Source organism: Microseira sp. BLCC-F43 (assembly GCF_041929235.1).
Classification (GTDB): domain Bacteria; phylum Cyanobacteriota; class Cyanobacteriia; order Cyanobacteriales; family Aerosakkonemataceae; genus Microseira.
The window spans coordinates 19,131-38,583 of record NZ_JBHFNP010000047.1 but is presented as its reverse complement, the minus strand read 5'-3'; the positions used below and the strand labels follow the sequence as shown (position 1 = coordinate 38,583).

General features: G+C 43.8%; 17 protein-coding genes. 14 read left to right on the top strand and 3 right to left on the bottom strand.

The window, feature by feature from the left end; all coding sequences use genetic code 11:
- The first annotated feature begins 11 nt into the window (after nt 1-11).
- On the top strand, nt 12-335 hold the full coding sequence (locus tag ACE1CM_RS08910) for a phasin family protein (RefSeq protein WP_374877054.1): 324 nt from the start codon (nt 12-14) through the stop codon (nt 333-335).
- Nucleotides 336-405: 70 nt separating this feature from the next.
- Nucleotides 406-972, top strand: coding sequence for an FKBP-type peptidyl-prolyl cis-trans isomerase (locus tag ACE1CM_RS08905; protein ID WP_374877053.1), 567 nt, complete (start codon nt 406-408; stop codon nt 970-972).
- A 548-nt stretch (nt 973-1,520) separates the two neighbouring features.
- Here ACE1CM_RS08905 and dnaB read toward each other — a convergent pair.
- The 3 genes from dnaB to gloB all read right to left on the bottom strand — a co-directional run bounded on the left by dnaB (nt 1,521) and on the right by gloB (nt 6,716).
- Nucleotides 1,521-5,309 carry a replicative DNA helicase gene (dnaB, locus tag ACE1CM_RS08900; RefSeq protein ID WP_374877052.1) on the bottom strand — a complete coding sequence of 1,263 codons (3,789 nt, stop codon included), beginning with the start codon at nt 5,307-5,309 and terminating at the stop codon, nt 1,521-1,523.
- 85 nt (nt 5,310-5,394) lie between these two features.
- On the bottom strand, nt 5,395-5,853 hold the full coding sequence (rplI, locus tag ACE1CM_RS08895) for a 50S ribosomal protein L9 (RefSeq protein WP_374877071.1): 459 nt from the start codon (nt 5,851-5,853) through the stop codon (nt 5,395-5,397).
- 89 nt (nt 5,854-5,942) lie between these two features.
- Nucleotides 5,943-6,716, bottom strand: coding sequence for a hydroxyacylglutathione hydrolase (gene gloB, locus ACE1CM_RS08890; protein ID WP_374877051.1), 774 nt, complete (start codon nt 6,714-6,716; stop codon nt 5,943-5,945).
- 134 nt (nt 6,717-6,850) lie between these two features.
- On the opposite strand from gloB, the gene ACE1CM_RS08885 reads away from it, so the two are divergent.
- The 12 genes from ACE1CM_RS08885 to ACE1CM_RS08830 all read left to right on the top strand — a co-directional run bounded on the left by ACE1CM_RS08885 (nt 6,851) and on the right by ACE1CM_RS08830 (nt 19,380).
- Nucleotides 6,851-7,117 carry a hypothetical protein gene (locus ACE1CM_RS08885; protein ID WP_374877050.1) on the top strand — a complete coding sequence of 89 codons (267 nt, stop codon included), beginning with the start codon at nt 6,851-6,853 and terminating at the stop codon, nt 7,115-7,117.
- A gap of 146 nt (nt 7,118-7,263) precedes the next feature.
- Nucleotides 7,264-8,262 carry a UDP-glucose 4-epimerase GalE gene (gene galE / locus ACE1CM_RS08880; RefSeq protein ID WP_374877049.1) on the top strand — a complete coding sequence of 333 codons (999 nt, stop codon included), beginning with the start codon at nt 7,264-7,266 and terminating at the stop codon, nt 8,260-8,262.
- Nucleotides 8,263-8,354: 92 nt separating this feature from the next.
- Complete coding sequence (locus ACE1CM_RS08875) at nt 8,355-9,281, top strand: alpha-1,2-fucosyltransferase (protein ID WP_374877048.1); 927 nt, start codon at nt 8,355-8,357, stop codon at nt 9,279-9,281.
- 39 nt (nt 9,282-9,320) lie between these two features.
- Nucleotides 9,321-10,139: a hypothetical protein gene (locus tag ACE1CM_RS08870; RefSeq protein WP_374877047.1), complete on the top strand. Its 819-nt coding sequence runs from the start codon at nt 9,321-9,323 to the stop codon at nt 10,137-10,139.
- A 48-nt stretch (nt 10,140-10,187) separates the two neighbouring features.
- Nucleotides 10,188-11,087 (top strand): glycosyltransferase family 2 protein, encoded by a 900-nt coding sequence (locus ACE1CM_RS08865; protein WP_374877046.1) that lies wholly within the window; start codon nt 10,188-10,190, stop codon nt 11,085-11,087.
- 21 nt (nt 11,088-11,108) lie between these two features.
- A complete protein-coding gene (locus ACE1CM_RS08860; protein WP_374877045.1) occupies nt 11,109-11,936 on the top strand; it encodes a hypothetical protein in 828 nt (275 codons plus the stop codon).
- A 15-nt stretch (nt 11,937-11,951) separates the two neighbouring features.
- Nucleotides 11,952-13,130, top strand: coding sequence for a glycosyltransferase family 4 protein (locus ACE1CM_RS08855; protein WP_374877044.1), 1,179 nt, complete (start codon nt 11,952-11,954; stop codon nt 13,128-13,130).
- A gap of 126 nt (nt 13,131-13,256) precedes the next feature.
- A complete protein-coding gene (locus ACE1CM_RS08850; RefSeq protein WP_374877043.1) occupies nt 13,257-15,287 on the top strand; it encodes an ABC transporter ATP-binding protein in 2,031 nt (676 codons plus the stop codon).
- Between the two features lie 11 nt (nt 15,288-15,298).
- Nucleotides 15,299-16,492: a glycosyltransferase family 4 protein gene (locus ACE1CM_RS08845; RefSeq protein ID WP_374877042.1), complete on the top strand. Its 1,194-nt coding sequence runs from the start codon at nt 15,299-15,301 to the stop codon at nt 16,490-16,492.
- 8 nt (nt 16,493-16,500) lie between these two features.
- Nucleotides 16,501-17,463, top strand: a complete 963-nt coding sequence (locus ACE1CM_RS08840) for a glycosyltransferase family 10 domain-containing protein (RefSeq protein WP_374877041.1) — start codon at nt 16,501-16,503, stop codon at nt 17,461-17,463.
- Between the two features lie 5 nt (nt 17,464-17,468).
- Nucleotides 17,469-18,464 carry an Npun_R2821/Npun_R2822 family protein gene (locus tag ACE1CM_RS08835; protein ID WP_374877070.1) on the top strand — a complete coding sequence of 332 codons (996 nt, stop codon included), beginning with the start codon at nt 17,469-17,471 and terminating at the stop codon, nt 18,462-18,464.
- Between the two features lie 10 nt (nt 18,465-18,474).
- Nucleotides 18,475-19,380, top strand: a complete 906-nt coding sequence (locus tag ACE1CM_RS08830; RefSeq protein WP_374877040.1) for an Npun_R2821/Npun_R2822 family protein — start codon at nt 18,475-18,477, stop codon at nt 19,378-19,380.
- Nucleotides 19,381-19,453: the final 73 nt, after the last annotated feature.

Genomic DNA, 19,453 nt, shown 5'->3' with positions numbered 1-19,453 from the left:
AGGAACGCAGCATGGATAACAACAACTGGATGAAACAATTAATGATGATTGGTATTGGCACGACGACTTTGGTCGCCGATAAAATCCGAGAAGTCAGCGATGAATGGGTCAAAGAGGGTAAAATCAATCCCGACCAAGCTAAGGCATTCGTAGATGATATGATGCATCAGTTGGGGTCGGATAGGGGTAACTTTGAAGCTCAGATGCAGCGCCAGATGCGTAATATGTTGCAGGAACTGGGGGTTCCCCGCCAGTCTGAAGTAGATGAATTGCGGGGACGCATAGATCGTCTGGAACGTCAAGTACGCGACTTGGAAAACAAACTCTGGCGTTAATCGATGTCAAATAGACTATCGGACTCCTTGGCGTGATATGTTTAACGGCGTCCGATCTGAGGGCAAACAGATGAGAGGAATTTTAATTAGCTTTGGGGTCGTGGTAGTCTGTTTTCTGATCATCGTGGTGGCTCAACTTGGCGGGGGGCCTAAAGGTGCGATCGGATCGCAAGTGTCTAACACGCCAGCTGCGATCGCTACCGCATCGCCTTTGACTCAACCGACGATCGCCGAAGCGACGAACGAAAATACCCTAATTGCGAGCAATACTATGACTGAAGAAACTGCGGGTGGCGAAGTCATCACCACGCCTTCTGGACTGAAGTATATCGAGATCCAGGAAGGAACTGGGGCGACGCCAAACAGAGGTCAGACGGTGAGGGTACACTATACCGGCACTTTGGAAAATGGCAAGAAGTTTGATAGTTCCCGCGATCGCAAGCTTCCCTTCGATTTCACTATTGGTGTCGGACAAGTGATTAAAGGTTGGGATGAAGGCGTCGGTACCATGAAAGTCGGCGGACGGCGTCAGTTAATTATCCCCCCAGATTTGGGTTATGGGGCTCGCGGTGCAGGTGGAGTCATTCCTCCCAATGCGACTCTCATATTTGATGTGGAACTGCTAGAAGTTAAATAACGCCAGTTCCTAGTTATAAGTTGTGAGATTGGTAATAACTCAAGTTGCTAGTTATCTCTCAAAAAACAGCTAATGGCTAATGGCTAATGGCTCAATTGGTAAAAATCCTATATTAGTAATTAGCAATTAGCAATTAGCAACGCCCTTGTTTATAACTAGCAACTTGCGTTAATAGATAATAGGTAATAGGTAATTGGTAATTGGTGGTGGAATCGTTAAAATTACCGATTACCCTTTACCCATTACCAGTAGCAGCACACTTTAACGACAAAAGAAACCGGGTTTCGACCTAGATCTCTTTCCTGGCTCAACCATTTTTCCGACAAACCCGGTTTCTTGCCACTTAATTGTTGGTAAAATCCGCCCCTACTTACGTTAAATAACTCAAGTTGCTAGTTACCTCATAGATAGCGCCTAATGGCTAAAGGCTAATATCAGTAAAAATACTTTATTAGCAATTAGCCATTAGCAATTAGCAATTAGCAACGCCTGGGTTTATAACTAGCAACTGGCGTTAAATAGCAATTTTCTGGTTTCTCCCAAAGCGATTAACGTTTGGGAGAAGCCAAATTTCGGAATCGCGTAAACTGAGAATCAAATAATAATTTAACCGTTCCCGTCGGGCCATTTCTGTGTTTAGAAATAATCACTTCTGCAATGCCTCGGTCAGGCGTATCGGGCATATAATATTCTTCCCGATATAACATGATAACTACGTCGGCGTCCTGCTCTAAACTGTTGTGAACGAGTATATTGTTAGCAATAAAATTATGCAGTCTCGGAACTGTTAAATCGTAAACTTCAGCTTCGCCATCCGGCTTTATTGAAACAATTTCATCCCAGTAAACATCACTATTAGCCAATCGCTTAATTTCATCTGACTTAACAACCTCAGCTAGTTTTGCTGCTCTTTCGCGGCTTAAATTTAACTCATAAAGAGCTGAACCACGGTATTTGATACCTATTGAATTTTGCATTTCAACTGAAGTCATTCCAATCTGCTGCATGGCTGGTACAGCATATATTTTCCACACATTATGCGGGATAAAATCCTTGTTGGTATTGGCGAAACTTACATTGCCAACGTAACCTGCCACATCTATGAGACTTTTCTGTTTGTATTGACCTACCGCGCCAATCGAATTGATAAATGTTTCTAAATCATGTTTACCACCTACATAAGTGTGGTACTGGTCGCGCCCTTTTCCACGTTGTGGGACTACAAATAACCTAGAGTTAATGCCAAGTCTGAGCAGAAGTGATTGCACATCTTGTGCTAATCGATGACTACTAGAAGCATAGTAAACGTTAGGATAGTGGGTGGTCGTTTTGGATAAATGAATACAACCATCTGTACTCCAAAGATGGCGCAAGAAAACACCTAAAGCTGCTTGAGGTTGTTCAAAAACCAAGCTGGGAATAAACTTTTCATAAGACCGCAGACCAAAAACACCCATAGCATCTAGCCATTTAACGACTGGATTCCTGACGTTATGGGTTAATCGATACAGCGGATTGCAGCCGTATGAGGTACACCTTTGTTTGTGTAGCGGCAGCATTAATGCTGCCGCTACACAAACGAAGCCGGAGGGCTGTACCTCACTCGCTTGCAATCCGCTGTAACTTGCAGCAAGATAGACCTGATACCAATCGCGCTGTTTAACAATACGAGGTGTAACCCGATCGCCAAAAACTTCGACAGCTAAAGATGAAACAATTTCAGCTAAATCTAACTCTCTAGTTGTGTACTGAATTGCGTGTCGAGGAAGAGTACAACCGTCTCCTAGTAAGTGACCAAGTAACGCTAATTCAGCATTGCTCATCGATTGAAAAGATGGACTTGGTAAGCATCGAGGTAAAGCAATGCGCGAACCTTCTGTCATCTCATCCAGGCGCTTCCAGCCGTCAATAGTGAGAAACTTGTGATTACCAGTAGCCCGAATAGTACGTCCCAGGCGAGTTGTTAGCCGCCAAACAGGTTTTACACCCGTCGCAAAGGCATTGCTGACAATAGCCTTTTCTAATTTCATCGTGGATTCATTTAGCGCCCAAACTGCAAAACCAGATTTACCTACCAATTCGCGAATCGGGACTTGTAACCCAGTGTCTGCTAAAGTCACGAGGCTATCACCTGTCAAGCAACCCGATTCTCTTAGATCTGACATCATCGGACGCTTGTTAGTGCGTGCTTCTACACTCCGACTTAACTGAGATAAACCAATAACGGGTACGTTGAGTTCGCGCGCTAAACCTTTAAGACTGCGGGTAATTTTTGACAGTTCTTGCACCCGGTTATCGCTACCGCCGCCTTCCATTAATTGCAAGTAATCGATTAAAACTAATCCCAATTCTCCACCGTTTTCTGCTTGGAGGCGACGCGCTTGACTCCGCATTTCTGTGACGCTAATATTTGCAGAATCATCAATAAAAATAGGCAATTCCGATAAATTGCCTATGGCGCGACTCAAAGATTCCCACTGATTTTGACTAATTCTTCCCGAGCGCAAATAATTACTTTCAATACCTGCTTCACTTGCTAGAAGTCGCTGTACCAATTGCTCTTTTGACATTTCTAAGCTAAAAATAGCAATGGGTAGTCGATAGCGATTAGCGATATTGTGAGCAATACTTAAGCAGATTGCAGTATTGTGAACGCAAATATCATTGGCTACAAAATTGTGTGTCTCTGGGATAGTCAAGTCATACACTTGCTTCGATCCAACTGATTCGATAGAAACAATTTCATCCCAATAAACATCGCTCATCGCTAACTGTTGCAGCGGCAAATTATCTAGTGCTGATGCCAGAATCATCAGTCGATCTCTGGTTAGCGATCGCTTGCCCACATGAATATTACTATGTCCCTTAATTCCGGCACGTCTCGCTAAAGCTGCCCAAGGTTCGCTACCTTTTGCTACTGCTATTTTGTCCCATATTTCAACTGGAATCAGGTCGCGATTGGTTTGGTATTTTTTCTTTGCCAAGGCTGACTGTACCTTATACAGCGCCTCTTCTTTACCAAATATCCCAATTTCTGAAATAAAATTTTTGAGCGATTTTGCATCCGTAATATCCAGTTGCCAAGCTTGTCCTCTAGCATCTTTGTATTTAAACGAGCGTTTTTTCAGCGCGGCAATAATCCCAAATCTTAATAACAAATGTTGAATTTGTCTGGCTAGCTTCTCACTCACAGTCCCATAACCTAATTGTGCTTGACCGCTAGCCAATACTGTCGCCCATCCATCCTTAGAAAAGAGACGATTTAAAAATAACGCTAATTCGTTACGAGTTAGCTTAAAAATAATCTCTGGTATAGTTTCTTTATCAGTCAAATCCGCCAATAATTTTACTTCACACTCGCCCAGGGTTTCTGTCCCAAAAATATTTATTCTTCGAGGAATAGCAATTTTCTCCCCTGGTTTAAGCTCTGCTAAACGCTTCCAGCCATTAATTGTTAAGTAAGGATGGGTAATTGTTGTTTCAACAAATCTTCCCAAGCGGGTAGTAACGCGGAATACTGGCTTTATCCCATCATCCACAAAAGCCGAAGCTTTAGTGCTGTGAAATTTCCAATCATTTCCTAAAGTTAGTAATTCGGATCGACGGCGGTTATAGATTTCTTGAATAGTTGCTACGCTACCATCTGAAAGGACAATTTCAGTATCTAGGGAGCAGCATTTTCCCATTGACGGTCTGCCAGCGACGATAATTAAATCGGAACGCTGAAAACCGCCCGTCATCGCATCTAAATCGTAAAAATCGCACAACAGACCTGGTAACACTTGGCCTTCTTGGCGATTTTCAATATCTTGAAATGTATGAATTAGCGTCTCGGAAATCGGAACTAAACCTTGGGCGGGTCGTTCTTGAGTAATGCTAAAAACTTCCTGTTCTGCCTGGTCGAGAATAATCGGTAATTCGACGGCTGTTTTGAAACCCAGATCGGTAATTTTATAACCGGCATTAATTAATTTACGGCGCAGATATTTATCCATTACCAGTGCGGCATACTGGTCGATATTGACTGCGGATACCGTGCGATCGACCAATTGCACTAATTTATTAGTTCCGCCGACTTTTTCCAAACAATTGTGGTCAGCAAGCCAGGTGGTAACGGTCATTAAATCTGTTGGCTTGCCTTGACTGTGGAGGGTTGTTGCGGCTCGATAAATAATTCTATGAGCTTCCAACGAAAAAGCTTCTACAACCAGAACATCGCAAATACGTTTGATTGCTTCTGGGTCGAGGAGAACGCCGCCTAAGATCGCTTCTTCTGCTTCGACGTTTTGGGGAGGTAAGCGATCGCTTGCACCTGGTAAATTTAGTTCGTCAGCCATAATTGAGAATAGCTAATGGCTAATGGCTAATGGCTAACGATCAAAAGTTCTGAACAATTAGCAATTAGCAATTAGCAATTAGCAACTAGCCTGCCACTACTTGAACTTCTACAGTTGCGGTAACTTCCGGATGCAGCTTGATGTCGGCTTTGTAAGTACCAACTTTGCGAATATCCGGTATGGTAATACCGCGCCGATCGATTTCCTGACCCGTGCGTGCGCCAATCGCCTCTGCCAGTTCCTGTTCGGTGACGGTACCGAAGATGGCATCTTCTTTCCCCACCTGCTTGCTGATGGTGAAGCGACCCGCTGCTTCAATCGCAGCTTTGCGCTCAATGGCTACTTTCTTTTCTTCCAACAGGCGTTGGCGTTCTTGCTCTCTACGCCGTTCTACTTGCTTGAGAATGGCTGGAGTTGCATTGACCCCAAGCCCTCTCGGCAGTAGATAATTGCGAGCGTAGCCTGGAGCTACTTCTACCAGGTCCCCGGATCTTCCCAGCTTGCTGACATCCTGAGTTAAAACTAATTGAATGCGTTTCGGCATGACTTTTCCTCTATTGGGTAATGCGTACCCAGCCCGAACATACAATCCTATCCAAATACCGAGATCGATCGCAACCGGGTAAGTCTGCCTCAAAATTGATCCTTCATTCCCCGTATTCGCCCAAAGGTCTGCACGGGATCGCTGCTTTTCGCCGCCGCTTGTAACTCCGGAACATCCCACCGCAAAAAGGGATTTGTGCGTTTTTCTACCCCCAACATCGATGGTACGGTCGCTTCTAACCGACTGCGCGCTTGCTTAACCTCGGCGTATCTTTTTTGTAAGTCAGGGTTAGCACCATCAACCGTCAGGGCAAATTCCATATTTTTCAGCGTGTATTCATGGGCACACCATACCCTAGTATTATCTGGGAGAGCGCGCAATTTGGTGAGGGAAGCAACCATTTGGGCGGGAGTGCCTTCAAACAATCTGCCGCACCCACCCGCAAACAACGTGTCGCCGCAGAATAGATCCCCTGGTTGATCGGGGGCATCTGGCGGAAAATAGTAAGCGATATGGGCGCGGGTATGTCCGGGAACGAAGAACACGAGAGCTTCTTTGCCAGCGAACTCGACAAAGGAGCCTTCGGTCAAAAATACCTGCTGTCCTGGAATTCTACCAGCATCCTCTGCCCCCCCATAAACGCGAACCTGGGGAAAATGCTGCATTAGCTGCTGATTCCCGCCGACGTGGTCGCCGTGATGGTGGGTATTGAAAATCGCGACTAATTCCGCCTTCAAGGCTTGAAGTTGCCGCAATACAGGCTCAGCTTCTGCCGGATCGACCGCAGCGGCGATATTTTTTTCCGGATCGTGCAGCAAAAACACGTAATTGTCCCAAAGGGCTTCAAGCCGGTAAACCTGCATGTAAACTGTCTCCTTTGCTTATTGAGGGAGAGGGGGATACTTGAGAGCGAATCTTTAGGTATTTTTTACAGTTTCCCGATCCGAGCTTTGTCTGGGCGTACCTAAATAATACTTAAATCCAAATAGGATCTGGAATGATAAAGAAAGACGATCGACTGGGAAAAATATATAAGCCGATCAGGAAACCACTGCTGATGACCAAGGGCGTTCCCCGTAAATCCAACTTAGCCGTAAAGCAAATGATAGAGCAGATCTTTTCAGCCAAACAAATCAGCCGTCAAGATCACCTCAAGCTTATATCTGCAGTTCTCTCTGACTACGAGCTCACCGACGAAGACCGCCGCCAAATTAATCGTATATTTGACTACATTCAAACTGGTCGCCTGAAGCTCGTTGACTGACGACAACCGCACGGTGTTAGGTTAGTAACGCATTGTAAAAGTTATGAAGCAGGATAGATGCCCCCCAATAGCCTTGGAAGTAATGTAGACTTCGCGCCAAACAAGCGCCAAGTTCGTAAAACATAGCACAGCAGGAAGGTTTAAAAGTGTCACAGGATAAACCAACCATTCTCGTTACCGGGGGCGCAGGTTATATTGGCTCTCATGCGGTTAAAGCACTCCAACGGACAGGGTACGGCGTCGTCGTTCTGGATAACTTGGTCTACGGACATCGCGACATCGTTGAGGATGTGTTAAAGGCAGAGTTGGTAGTGGGAGATACAAGCGATCGCCCGTTGCTAGATCGCCTCTTCTCGACTCACCATATTGACGCAGTGATGCACTTTAGCGCCTATGCTTACGTAGGCGAGTCGGTAACCGATCCCGCTAAATACTACCGTAATAACGTCATAGGTACTCTGACGCTCCTAGAGGCTATGATGGCAGCATCTGTGAAGAAATTTGTCTTTTCTTCCACTTGTGCCACCTACGGCGTGCCCAAAATCGTGCCAATTCCCGAAGATCATCCCCAAGATCCGATCAATCCCTATGGAGCGACTAAATTAATGGTGGAACGAATTCTCGCCGATTTCGCTCCAGCATATGACTTTAAGTCGGTTTGCTTCCGCTACTTCAACGCCGCCGGTGCCGATCCCGAAGGATTGTTGGGCGAGGATCACGATCCGGAAACTCACTTAATTCCCCTAGTGCTGATGGCAGCTTTAGGCAAGCGCGATTCTATTTCTATTTTCGGCACGGACTATCCTACACCAGATGGGACTTGTATTCGAGATTACATCCACGTTTCCGATTTGGCAGATGCTCACATTTTGGGGTTGGAATATCTTTTACAAGGCGGTAACAGCGATGCGTTTAACTTAGGTAACGGCTTGGGTTTCTCGGTAAAAGAAGTGATTGATGCTGCAAGGGAAATCACCGGACGAGAGATTAAGGTAGAAGTCAGCGATCGCCGCCCCGGCGATCCCCCCGCCTTAGTCGGTAGCAGCGACAAAGCTCAGACAATCTTGGGCTGGAAACCGCAATACCCAGACATCAAAGATATCTTATCCCATGCTTGGCAGTGGCATCAAAAACGTCACGGTTAAGGTGTTAAAAACGATCGGACTGTCAGAAGAACCTGACGGTCTGATTCTACCCCTCCGTTAGTTTCCAGTAAATGACTTTGAGGAGTGCATCAATGTTGGTAATAGCTGCTAAATCTGGACAATTAGGTAACAGACTACTACTTTTTGCTCATTATATTGCTTTTGCCAGGGAGAATAACCTGTGGTTGCTGAATCCGGCCTTTGATGAATATGCTGAATATTTCCAACCCACAGCCAACGATCTATTTTGTGCCTATCCACCGCCCCCTCTCAAAATCAAAGGCAATCGTTGGTTACGCATAAAATACTATCAATTTAATCGCTATTTGGCTGAAAGCAAACTATTCAAATTAATCGACATCACCAGAGAAAAGCCATTTAACTGGAGCGACTCTAAAGTAACCGAACAGGTTAAAGCCAACTCAATCACCTTTATGCAAGGGTGGCTCTTGAGAGATGGATGGTTTGTGCAAGATCTAGCAAATTTACGCAAACATAGGGAGGCAATTAGAGAATACTTCAAACCTTTAGAAAAGTATAGACAAAATGTAGATAAGTTAATTTCCACTATGAGGAGGAACGATGCTGATATCCTGATTGGAATCCATATCCGTCAGGGAGATTACCAGCAGCATCAAAACGGTAGATACTTTTACCAAAGCGAGGACTATGTCAAAGTAATGGCCTCAGTTAAACAGTTGTTTGCCGATAAAAAGGTCAAATTTTTAATATGTTATAACGCCAAGCAAGAGCAAAAATTATTAGCTCAGTTTGATTACTATTTTGGCAACAACCAAATTATTGAAGACATGTACTCCTTAGCTGAATGCGACTATATTATGGGGCCTCCCAGTAGTTATACGATGTGGGCATCTTTTTACGGAGATAAACCGCTTTACATGATCAGAGATCTAAACAAAGCCCCAAACCTGGATGACTTTGTACGTTTTTATGAGTGGCAAGGTACTTTCCATTACCAGGAAGATTGGAGCCAAAGCTATTGGGAATGGACTCACTAAATACCAACCAAATATTAAAGATCGCGCGGAGAACTAAACATGGAAACAAAGCTAGCGTCGGTAGAACCTCTGGTAATGACAGCAACCATTAACGTTGGAAATACTCCTTACGTTAAAATAAATAATTCAGAGGAAAGGTTGTTAGAATACTTGTGCGCTCTGATTTCATGGATCAAGCTGACTCCAGTTAATCCAATTATATTTTGTGAAAACAGTCAGACAGATTATGATTTTCACAAAATTCAGCAATTTGCCAAAGATGAAGGAAAAACTTTGGAAGTATTAGTTTTCAATGGAAATCGAGAGTCTCAACGGTATGGAAAAGGGTATGGAGAAGGAAAAATAATTAAATATGCGATCGAGAAAAGCTATCATCTAAATGAGAAGCTTAACTTTTATAAAATTACAGGACGATTGTTTGTCCCGGATTTTTGTCAAATACAGCAGCAGTACGAGCAATTTTATAATGTATTCAAAATCCACCATAGTGCTGCTAAAAAAAAGGTATTTGAATCAAGGATAAGCCTTTATAAGGAAACTTTTAAAGCCTACTTATTTTCCCTGAAAACAAGAGGTTTTAAAGGGCCACATAACCCTAATGTTTATGTAAATGCAGCGTTTTTTAAGTCAAATGTGGCTTTTTTTAAAAAAAATATGATGAATTCGTACAAGCGAGTTAACGATCGATATGGTTATTATCTTGAACACGCATATTATGATGATTTAATTGGCAAAGAATTTGCTGTGATGAATAAAAAGTATGATATAATAGGCAGAAGTGGAAGTAGGGGGCATGTATTGGCGGGGGATTATTCAGATGAAATTAAAAAGTTAGCGAAAACATTTATAATTGATTAAGGTTTTCCAGAAAACCAGAAACAAGATTAGTGAAAACAGGGGGCAATAATGGATAAAGATTTACCAAAAATTTCAGTAGTAACTCCTTCTTTTAACCAAGCTAATTTTATTGAGGCAACCATCAAGAGCGTATTGTCACAGGAATATCCTAACCTTGAATATATAATTATTGATGGGGGTTCTACAGACGAAAGTTTGGAAATTATTAAAAAATACGACAAGTATCTGCATTACTGGTGCAGCGAACCAGACCAGGGTCAATATGATGCAATTAATAAAGGATTTGCTCGTGCTACTGGCGAAATCCTTGCTTGGATAAACAGCGATGACATGTACTATCCTTGGGCTTTTAAAACTGTATCCAGCATTATGTCGGCATTTCCTCAAATTGAATGGTTAACAACCCTCTATCCAGGTTCTTTGGATTATCATGGCTTTTTTAAGGGACTGCGGTCAATTCCTGGATACTCACAAGAGGCATTTCTGGATGGTTGTTACTTACCTTCGGGTCGGAAAGCATTCGGTTGGATACAGCAGGAGTCTACCTTCTGGAAGCGGAGTTTGTGGGAAAAAGTAGGGGGCCACATTCGCACCGAATATTCACTCGCGGGCGATTTTGACCTCTGGGCGCGCTTTTTTTTGCACGCAGATTTATATGGAACAAAGTCACCAATCAGTGGATTTCGTCGTCAATTTAACTCAAGAAATAGTCAAAACTATAAGAAGTACGTGACAGAATCTGAAAAGTCACTAGCTGCGATGCGAGAAAAACTAAATTGGTCACCCAGCTTGACTAGAAAGATCGCGTTAAAATTGCAAATCAATAAAATTCCCAAGCTGAGGAAAATCAGCGAATCAATCTACACATATAAGGGGAAGAGAGTAGTACGCAAAAATTTGGAATTGCCAGAAGGATTTTGGGAAATAGAAGAGTATAATTTTTTTTGAGTTAAAATAAAAGGGTTAAAAATGAAAGAAGCAAAAGGATTTATCACAATTTTGACAGGTCTTTACTCGTTCCAAGACTGCGTGCATTTTTTAGCGGCAATCAGGAAGTTCCATACTGAACCGATTGTCATTTTAATCGACCGGGTTCCTGTTTATCTCCAAACTTTGCTCAAAGCTTTTCCCAATGTCATCCTTAAACCAGCACCAGCTAATGAAAATCCGGTTTTAGCTTCTCGACTGGCAAAGGTTGCCTTGTATGAAGCATCCCCTTTTGAAAAAACAATATTCCTCGATTGCGATATTTGCTTGTTAGATAAAATTGAGGAACTTTTTGCAGCATTAGATGAAGTAGATTTTTTAGTTACAGAAGATGTTCAGCGTGACATCACAAAAGCTTCTAATTTGCTGAGAGGCAAAGAAGAAATACTGCCAACGCTGCAAAAAGTTGGATTGCCGGTAACAGAAAAAACTATTCAATACAATACGGGGGTTTTGGGGTATAGAAAAAGTGCGAAAAATGAAGAATTGTTTGCCAAGTGGAGGAGTTATTTTGAGTCAGTGATACTAAAAAATCAAGATGTGCTGCTGCTGAAAGACCAAGGCGCATTTGCGGCGGCGATGGAAACGGTTAAACCGAGTTTGAAAGTTTTGCCACCAACCTATAATTTTCTCGATAAATGGAAGGGAAGTTACAACGTCAACGAACCAATCAAAGTGCTGCACTGTACCTATCCCTATCGACCCCAATATGCTAAAAATATTACGCGATCGCTGTACACGAGAATTTTCGATCGCTTGGCTAAATGGTTTCTACCCAATCAAGTTGAAAATCCTTGGCGGCGACGCTAAAGAAGGAACTATAACATGAAAAAAAAAGTATCTTTGGTTGTTAGCGATATATCAAAAAGCGGTGCTGGCAGGTGGGAAGGCGGCGGCGTTCGTTCGTTTTTGCTGGCGCAAGCACTGCGAAAAATAGACTGCGATGTGGAAATCGTGGGATTTGTTTTCGATAAAGACCAAGAAGCCAAATTTAATACCGAAATACCCATAACTTGCATTCCAGCTCAAGGATATCCCAAGTTTTTGAGTGCGGCTAAGCAACTTTTAGATAAACTCGATGGAGATATTATTTATGCGATGAGACCGAAACCGACAAGCTTCGGTCTACCTTTGATTAAAAAGTTAAATCGCAGTCGTCCGGTAATATTAGATATCGACGACTGGGAAGTAGGCTGGTTCGGAGGCGACCAATTGCAGTATCGCCCCTCGTTTAAACAACTGGCGAGGGATATTTTAAAGCAAAATGGATCCCTGAGATTTCCCGATCATCCTCTTTATTTAAAATGGATGGAAGGTTGGGTAAAAAGTGCCGATGCCATTACCGTTCATACCCAGTTTCTGCAAAAGCGGTTTGGCGGCGTTTGCATCCCCAACGGCAAAGATACTTCCCTGTTCGATCCGACGCGGTACGATCCAGAAAAAAGTCGAGATCGTTACGGCCTTTCTGGTTATCGCATACTAATGTTTCCAGGCGCGCCGCGTCCCTACAAGGGCATCGAAGATGTTTTAATCGCTTTAGATCTGCTAAACGAACCGGATTTACGACTCGTTATTGTCGGTGGCAGTCCCTACGATGACTATGACGAGCAACTGATTCAACAATGGGGACGTTGGATAGTCAAACTGCCAAAGCTTCCCGTTACTACCATGCCCGAAGTCGTCGCGGCTGCCCATATTGTAGTCGTTCCCCAGCGCGATATCCCCGCAGCCGTAGCTCAGTTTCCCCTCAAACTAACCGACGGGATGGCAATGGCGAAGCCAATTTTGGCTACAAGAGTCGGCGATATCCCAGAAATTTTAGGCGGTACTGGTTATTTAGTCGATCCCAGTAGTCCAGAGCAAATTGCCCCGCAAATTCAATGGATTTTCCAGAATTTTGAGTCAGCCTTGCAGCAAGGCAAACAAGCCAGGGACAGATGCGTAGCGTATTATAGTATAGATGCGATGTCACGGATATTATCAGAGGTGATTTCGAGTCTCTAAGAAAAAATGTTAAAATTTTGACTGACTTCTGCAAAGAAGTTTGGTTAAAATGACTGATTTAGCCGTCTTTGATTGAAGGGCGATCGCATCAACTAAAATCCAAGTACTTTAAGCCGGAAGTCCTGCATGTCTTACAGTAAGCTGCTGTTTCAAGCTTTTATTCGCAAATATCCAGTTTGGATTGTAGTAACGATTATTTTGGGCTTTTCGGGAAGCTTGTTTAACGGCGTCAGTACAGCCCTAATGGTCCCGATTATTTTAAATTTTTTGGGTCAAAACGTCACGTTAAAAGATGGCCCGCAGATTCTCAAAAGTATTATGACGCCCTTTGATAGCGTTCCGGCAGAGTCGCGTCTGCTGGTGATGGCAGGGTCGATCGTAACGATTATTATTTTGAAGAACCTGACCGGATATATCGCAGGTTTAGTAGCGAGTTCCCTGACGCGGAGGTTGACAACCGATCTGCGAGACGCCGGACTGCGGTTGCTGCTAGAAGTGGACTTGGGCTTTTATTCCCAAACAAAAGTGGGAGACGTGATCAACCGCTTGGGTGGAGAATTAGGTCGGACAGCGACGGCAATGGGGACGGTGCTGCGGCTAATTATTATCGGCATAACTGTTTTGGTGTTTGTCGGTTTGCTGCTGGCAATTTCCTGGCAATTAACAGTAGCTTCAACGGTTTTATTGGGTTTAGTCGCGCTAATCAATCAATACTGGGTAGTCCGATCCAAGGATTTTGGCAAACAACTTTCAGACTTGTCTAAAGCTTATTCGATTGGGGTATTGGAAGCCCTCAGCGGCATTCGACTGGTAAAGGCAACGGGAAACGAAGGGAGAGAATATCACCGCCTGCAAAAATTGATCCGAGATCGGGAAAAAGCCGATTTTCAGTCCCAGGCAAATGCAGGGGCGATCGGACCTGTGAGCGAGGTAACTGGCATTATTGGTTTAATGGGGATTGTCTTTCTCGGTCGCACGTTTTTTGGCAACGAGTTAGAGGCACTCTCGACGGTACTGCTGACTTACTTATTATTGCTGTTCCGCTTACTGCCATTTGTTTACCAGTTAAACAGTGCCAGAAGCACTTTAGCCAATACCGATGCCAGTTTAGAAATCTTATACGACTTCTTGCGTCGGGATAACAAACCCTTCATGAGTAGGGGGAGATTACCTTATCAACAATTGTGCGAAGGGATTCATTTTAATAACATCAGCTTCGCCTATCCCAATCGTCAAGAATTAGTTTTAAAGGACATTAGTTTGTACCTACCGCGCGGCACAACGTTGGCGTTGGTGGGAGGTTCGGGTGCGGGTAAATCTACCTTGGCAGATTTGTTACCCCGATTTTACGACCCCAAGAGCGGCAGCATTACCCTAGACGGAATCGATCTGCGTCAATTCGATTTCACAACCCTGCGGAAGTCAATGGGAATAGTCAGCCAAGATACGTTTTTGTTCAATAATACGGTTCGCAATAATATTTCCTATGGGCGTCCGGAAGCGACAGAAGAAGAAATTATCGACGCGGCGAAGCGAGCCAATGCTTATGAGTTTATTATGCGACTGCCGAAGGGGTTTGATACCTTGATTGGCGATCGCGGCGTATTATTATCCGGGGGACAGAGACAGCGGCTAGCGATCGCGCGCGCCCTGGTACAAGATCCGGATATCTTAATTCTGGATGAAGCTACCAGTGCCTTAGATACGGTTTCCGAACGTCTGGTACAACAAGCGATCGAAGAACTGAGTCGCGATCGCACTACTCTAGTAATTGCTCACCGCCTCTCCACAGTACAAAAAGCCCATCAAATTGCCGTACTCGATCAAGGCAGAGTCGTAGAAGTGGGAACCCACTCAGAATTGTTACGCAAAGGCGGCTACTATGCTCGGCTTTACTCGATGCAATTTAGCGACCATCAGCAGAATGCCAAGAGCAACGGCACGTTGAAAACTCGTTTTTCCTACGAATTTCGCAGCCGTTTAAACACTATGATCGGTTCGTTGCGCTTACTCGCTGACGATATGATAGACACCCCCGAAGAGCAAAGCGAATTGCTGGAACTATCCTACAGTTCGGCGATCGGCTTGCTCAATACCCTGGAATTGTTTGAAGATACGCACAAAGCTGAGGAAAAGGCCAAGGTTGAAAGTAACTAAAATCCCATCCTATGACCAAGCACTATATTTTTTTTACCCGCAATGTTTTACCCCAAGCCCAAGCGCACCTCGTTCAAGTCGCCCATACGGCTAACGCGGCCGCGAACCTGGGTTACCCAGCGGTTTTAGTTTACCTGCAAAAGGGATTAAAAGCTTTAAATCCCATCGATTTAATCTTCCCGTTTCGCCCTCGCAAGCCAGATGAAGAACTGGCAAAATTTTACAATATTCAGGATAAATTAAAAGTAGCGCCCCTGCCCATGCCTTGGCCTATAGACTTTGTGAATAGTAAGCTGGCAAATTCTAGCACCCTCGCCACAAAATACTATTTTCCCCTGCATATCCTTCCCAAAACTAAAATTGTCCATACACGGGACTGGAACTTTGTTAAGGCAGCGATCGCTCAAGGCATTCCCGCAATTTACGAACACCACCACCACGAAGAAAAAAAATTTGAACCCGAAATCGTTAAAAGCCCGTTATTTCAAATTTCCGTAACCGTCGCCGATACAATTCGATCAACGATGATCCAAAACGGGATGCCGCCAGAAAAAGTTATTAAACTGCATAACGGCTTTAACCATTTATTTTTAGAACGGCAACCAGAAAAAGCCGCAGAATGGCGGCAAAAACTGTTGGGGAATAAACGAGAACATTTGGTAGTCTATTCGGGAGCTTTGCACGAATTTAAAGGCGTAAACTTACTGATTGATGTGGCAAAAGAATTACCGGAGATTCAATTTGCCCTCGCAGGCGGTAACGAAGACCAAGTAAAAAAATACCAAAAATTAGCACAGGAAAAACAAGTAGAAAACATCGCCTTTTTAGGTCATTTAACCCAAGATAAACTAGCCAGCTTGTTGCAAGCAGCCGATATTTTAGCCCATCCCCATCTTTCAGGAGAAGCGGCAACGTTTACCTCGCCTTTAAAACTGTTTGATTATATGGCTTCCGGAACGCCAATTGTATCTTCAAAAATACCCCCGTTGAAAGAATTTGAATCGACCAAAGCGGTAGCGGGTTGGTGCGAACCCGACGATCCACATCAATTTGCTCAATGCTTGCAACAAGTTTTACAAACCCATCCCAGAAAACCCGAAGGATATGCAGATAGTATGGAATTTGTCAATCAATTTTCCTGCGAAAATAGACTGGCGAAAATCCTCAGTTATGTAGAAGATTCGATGCGTCCAACCTTAGTTTAATCATTATCATGGGCAGAAAAATTGTCGGAATGGTTAGCAGTTATGTGGGGTTAAATCCCGGTCCAGTTGATTGGTTGTGGCAACAAACCCCCAATTTCTTTGGAGTATGGGGAAATATCGAAATGCATGCGACAGCAAATCAGCCAGATTTCTTGCTGCTGTATCAGTTCGATTTTGTGCCAAAACCTGCCGCAGGAAAGCGTTGGGAAAAAATGCTGAAAAAGTTTCAACCCCCCCAAGAGCAAGATTTTAGAACGCAATTTCGCGGCGTGAGTCAAGAACGGATTATTTATTTAATGCGAGAACCGCCTTTGGAGGAAATTATTCATATAAATAAAGCGGTTTACGAAAAAGCTCAACAATATTGCGGCTATATTTCCGGACCAGATGACTTCGCACCTACCCCAGATTATATGCCAGCAATTTGGTATCACAACAACTCGTTTAACGATTTAAATGAACTGCCATCCCCTCCCAAGGAAAAAACTTGCAGTTGGATTACTTCTGGAATTAGCAGGACTGCGAATCACCGCCAGCGGTTAGAATTTGTCAGGTTGTTGCAAAATAATGAAGTGAAGTTTGATTTATACGGTCGCGGTTTACCAAGTTGGGCGAAAACCAATGGGCAAATGTTCAACAAATGGTACGCGATGGCGCCGTACTATTACAATCTATCGATTGAGAATTACGCCGAAAACAACTGGTACGTCAGCGAGAAATTATGGGATGCCTTACTAGCTTGGTGCTTGCCAATTTACTACGGCGGCCCTGCGGCTGACAAGCTGCTTCCTCCCGGTAGCTTTCTCAGACTACCGAGTTTGGATGAAAAAGGATTAGCCTATATTCAAGAAGTGACGGCTACACCGGATGCTTGGTATGCCGCGAAGGATGCGATCGCAGAAGCTCGTCAAATTATCCTACACAAACTAAATTTACTCAACTGGCTGTCTGAATTCGTGGAAAAATTTTGATAAACATGGATGGAATTTGTACCCTCGCTAACGATTACGTCTACGACCAACTCATTGCTTTACTCAACAGCATTGAGGCTATTTTAGGGCCAGACATGCCCGTTTGCATTTATCCCTACGACGATAGAACCGAAAAAATTGCCGCCGCAATTGCCAAGCGTCCCAACGTCCAACTATACCAGGATCAAGAGTCGATTCAGCGATGGGATGAATTCGTCCGCAACGTTTGGGATACCCACCCCACCGCACTCCAGCGATGGAGTAAAGTAACTAACGAACCCTACCACCGCGTTGGCACTCATCGCCGCTATGGTGCGTTTGATGGCCCGTTTGACCGCTTTATTTATATGGATGCGGATACACTATTAATCGGGCCAGTTTCACCGATTTTTGAGCGATTAAATCACAATGATTGGGTGGTTTACGATTTTCAGTATACCGATCCAAGCCACGTTTATGAATTATCTTCGCCCAAACTAACGGAATTATTCCCTCCAGAACGCATTGAATCGGAAATATTTTGTTCCGGATTTTACGGATCTAAAAAAGGGATATTCGATCGAGATAGACGAGATTGGCTTTTAGCCAAACTCCGCGAGGGAGAAGCGGAAGTACTATACTCAATGGCACCCGATCAAACAATCCTCAATTACATGGTCATGCGATTGGGAATTTCCAATTATAATTTGGCATTACATTTGCCCCCAAATCAAAAAACAGGGTGCTGCGTCACTTCTCCCCATTTTGAGGAAAGAGAATACATTCTTTACGATAAAGGGAACCGATTAACTTATATTCACTACATCGGTCTAAGTTCTAAATTATTTGCCCAAGTTTGCGCCGGGGAAAATATAGACTTTCCCTACCGAGATTTGTTCTTGCACTATCGCTATTTACACGAACCAGAAAACAGACCTAAATTTACCACCAAACCCCGCCCCTATAACCCCCCCGTGAGTTTGGCGACCAAAGTATTGCGAAAATTAGGAATAAATCCTTGAGGATTATAGCATGAAGCGCGGCATTTATATTACAGCAAATGATAAAGTTACAGAACAAGCGATCGCTCTACTAAATAGCATTCGCGCCTACGATACCGAAACCCCCATCGTCATGATTCCCTATGACGATAATTACCAACAAATCGCCAGTTTGTTAAACGAAAAATACGGCGTTCAAGTTTACGAAGATTTAGAATTTATCGACCGTCTCTCAAAGAAACTACAGCAAACATTTGGCGAACAATTCTTCGCCAGACCGAATCAATTTCGCAAGCAAGCTTGTTGGTTTGGCCCCTTTGATGAGTTTTTGTACATCGACACCGATATCGTCGTCTTTGAAAAAATCGTTGACAACCTCAATTATTTTTCAGATTACGACTTCCTTTGCTGCGACTATCAACATGCTGGTGGCATTAAAAATGTCTTCAGCCCTAAAGTATTAGAAGAAAACGTGTTTACAGAAACCGAATTAAAAGATATGTTTAACGGCGGTTTCTGGGCTTCTAAAAAGAACTTTTTATCAGAAAACGACCTCTACGAAACCTTTACCGAATGTGCCGCCCATCCCGAATATTTTGATTTTTCGCAAAAAACTTCAGATCAACCGATTATTAACTACATGATCTTGAAGCGAATCAAGCGCCGATTTAACATCGTCCGCCGACCCGGTAAAGGACCTGGAAGTTGGGCGGGAAGCAAGCATTTCAAATACGATGGCTACCGACTGATTGACCCCAAAGTCAACCAACCATTACAATACTTGCACTGGGCAGGAATTCGCATCGAACCCGGTTGTCCTTACTGGGATATTTGGGAACATTACCGCTATCTCAACTCCGAAAAACCGCCCCAAGCACCTCAAACTAAAACTCGTAAAAGCATTTGGCAACGAATTATTGATAAAGTCAATGGCTAATAGCCATTGTAACCGGGGCGGGTTTAACGACATATTTCGCGATTCCACTAAATAGTTAGTAAAACCCGCCCCT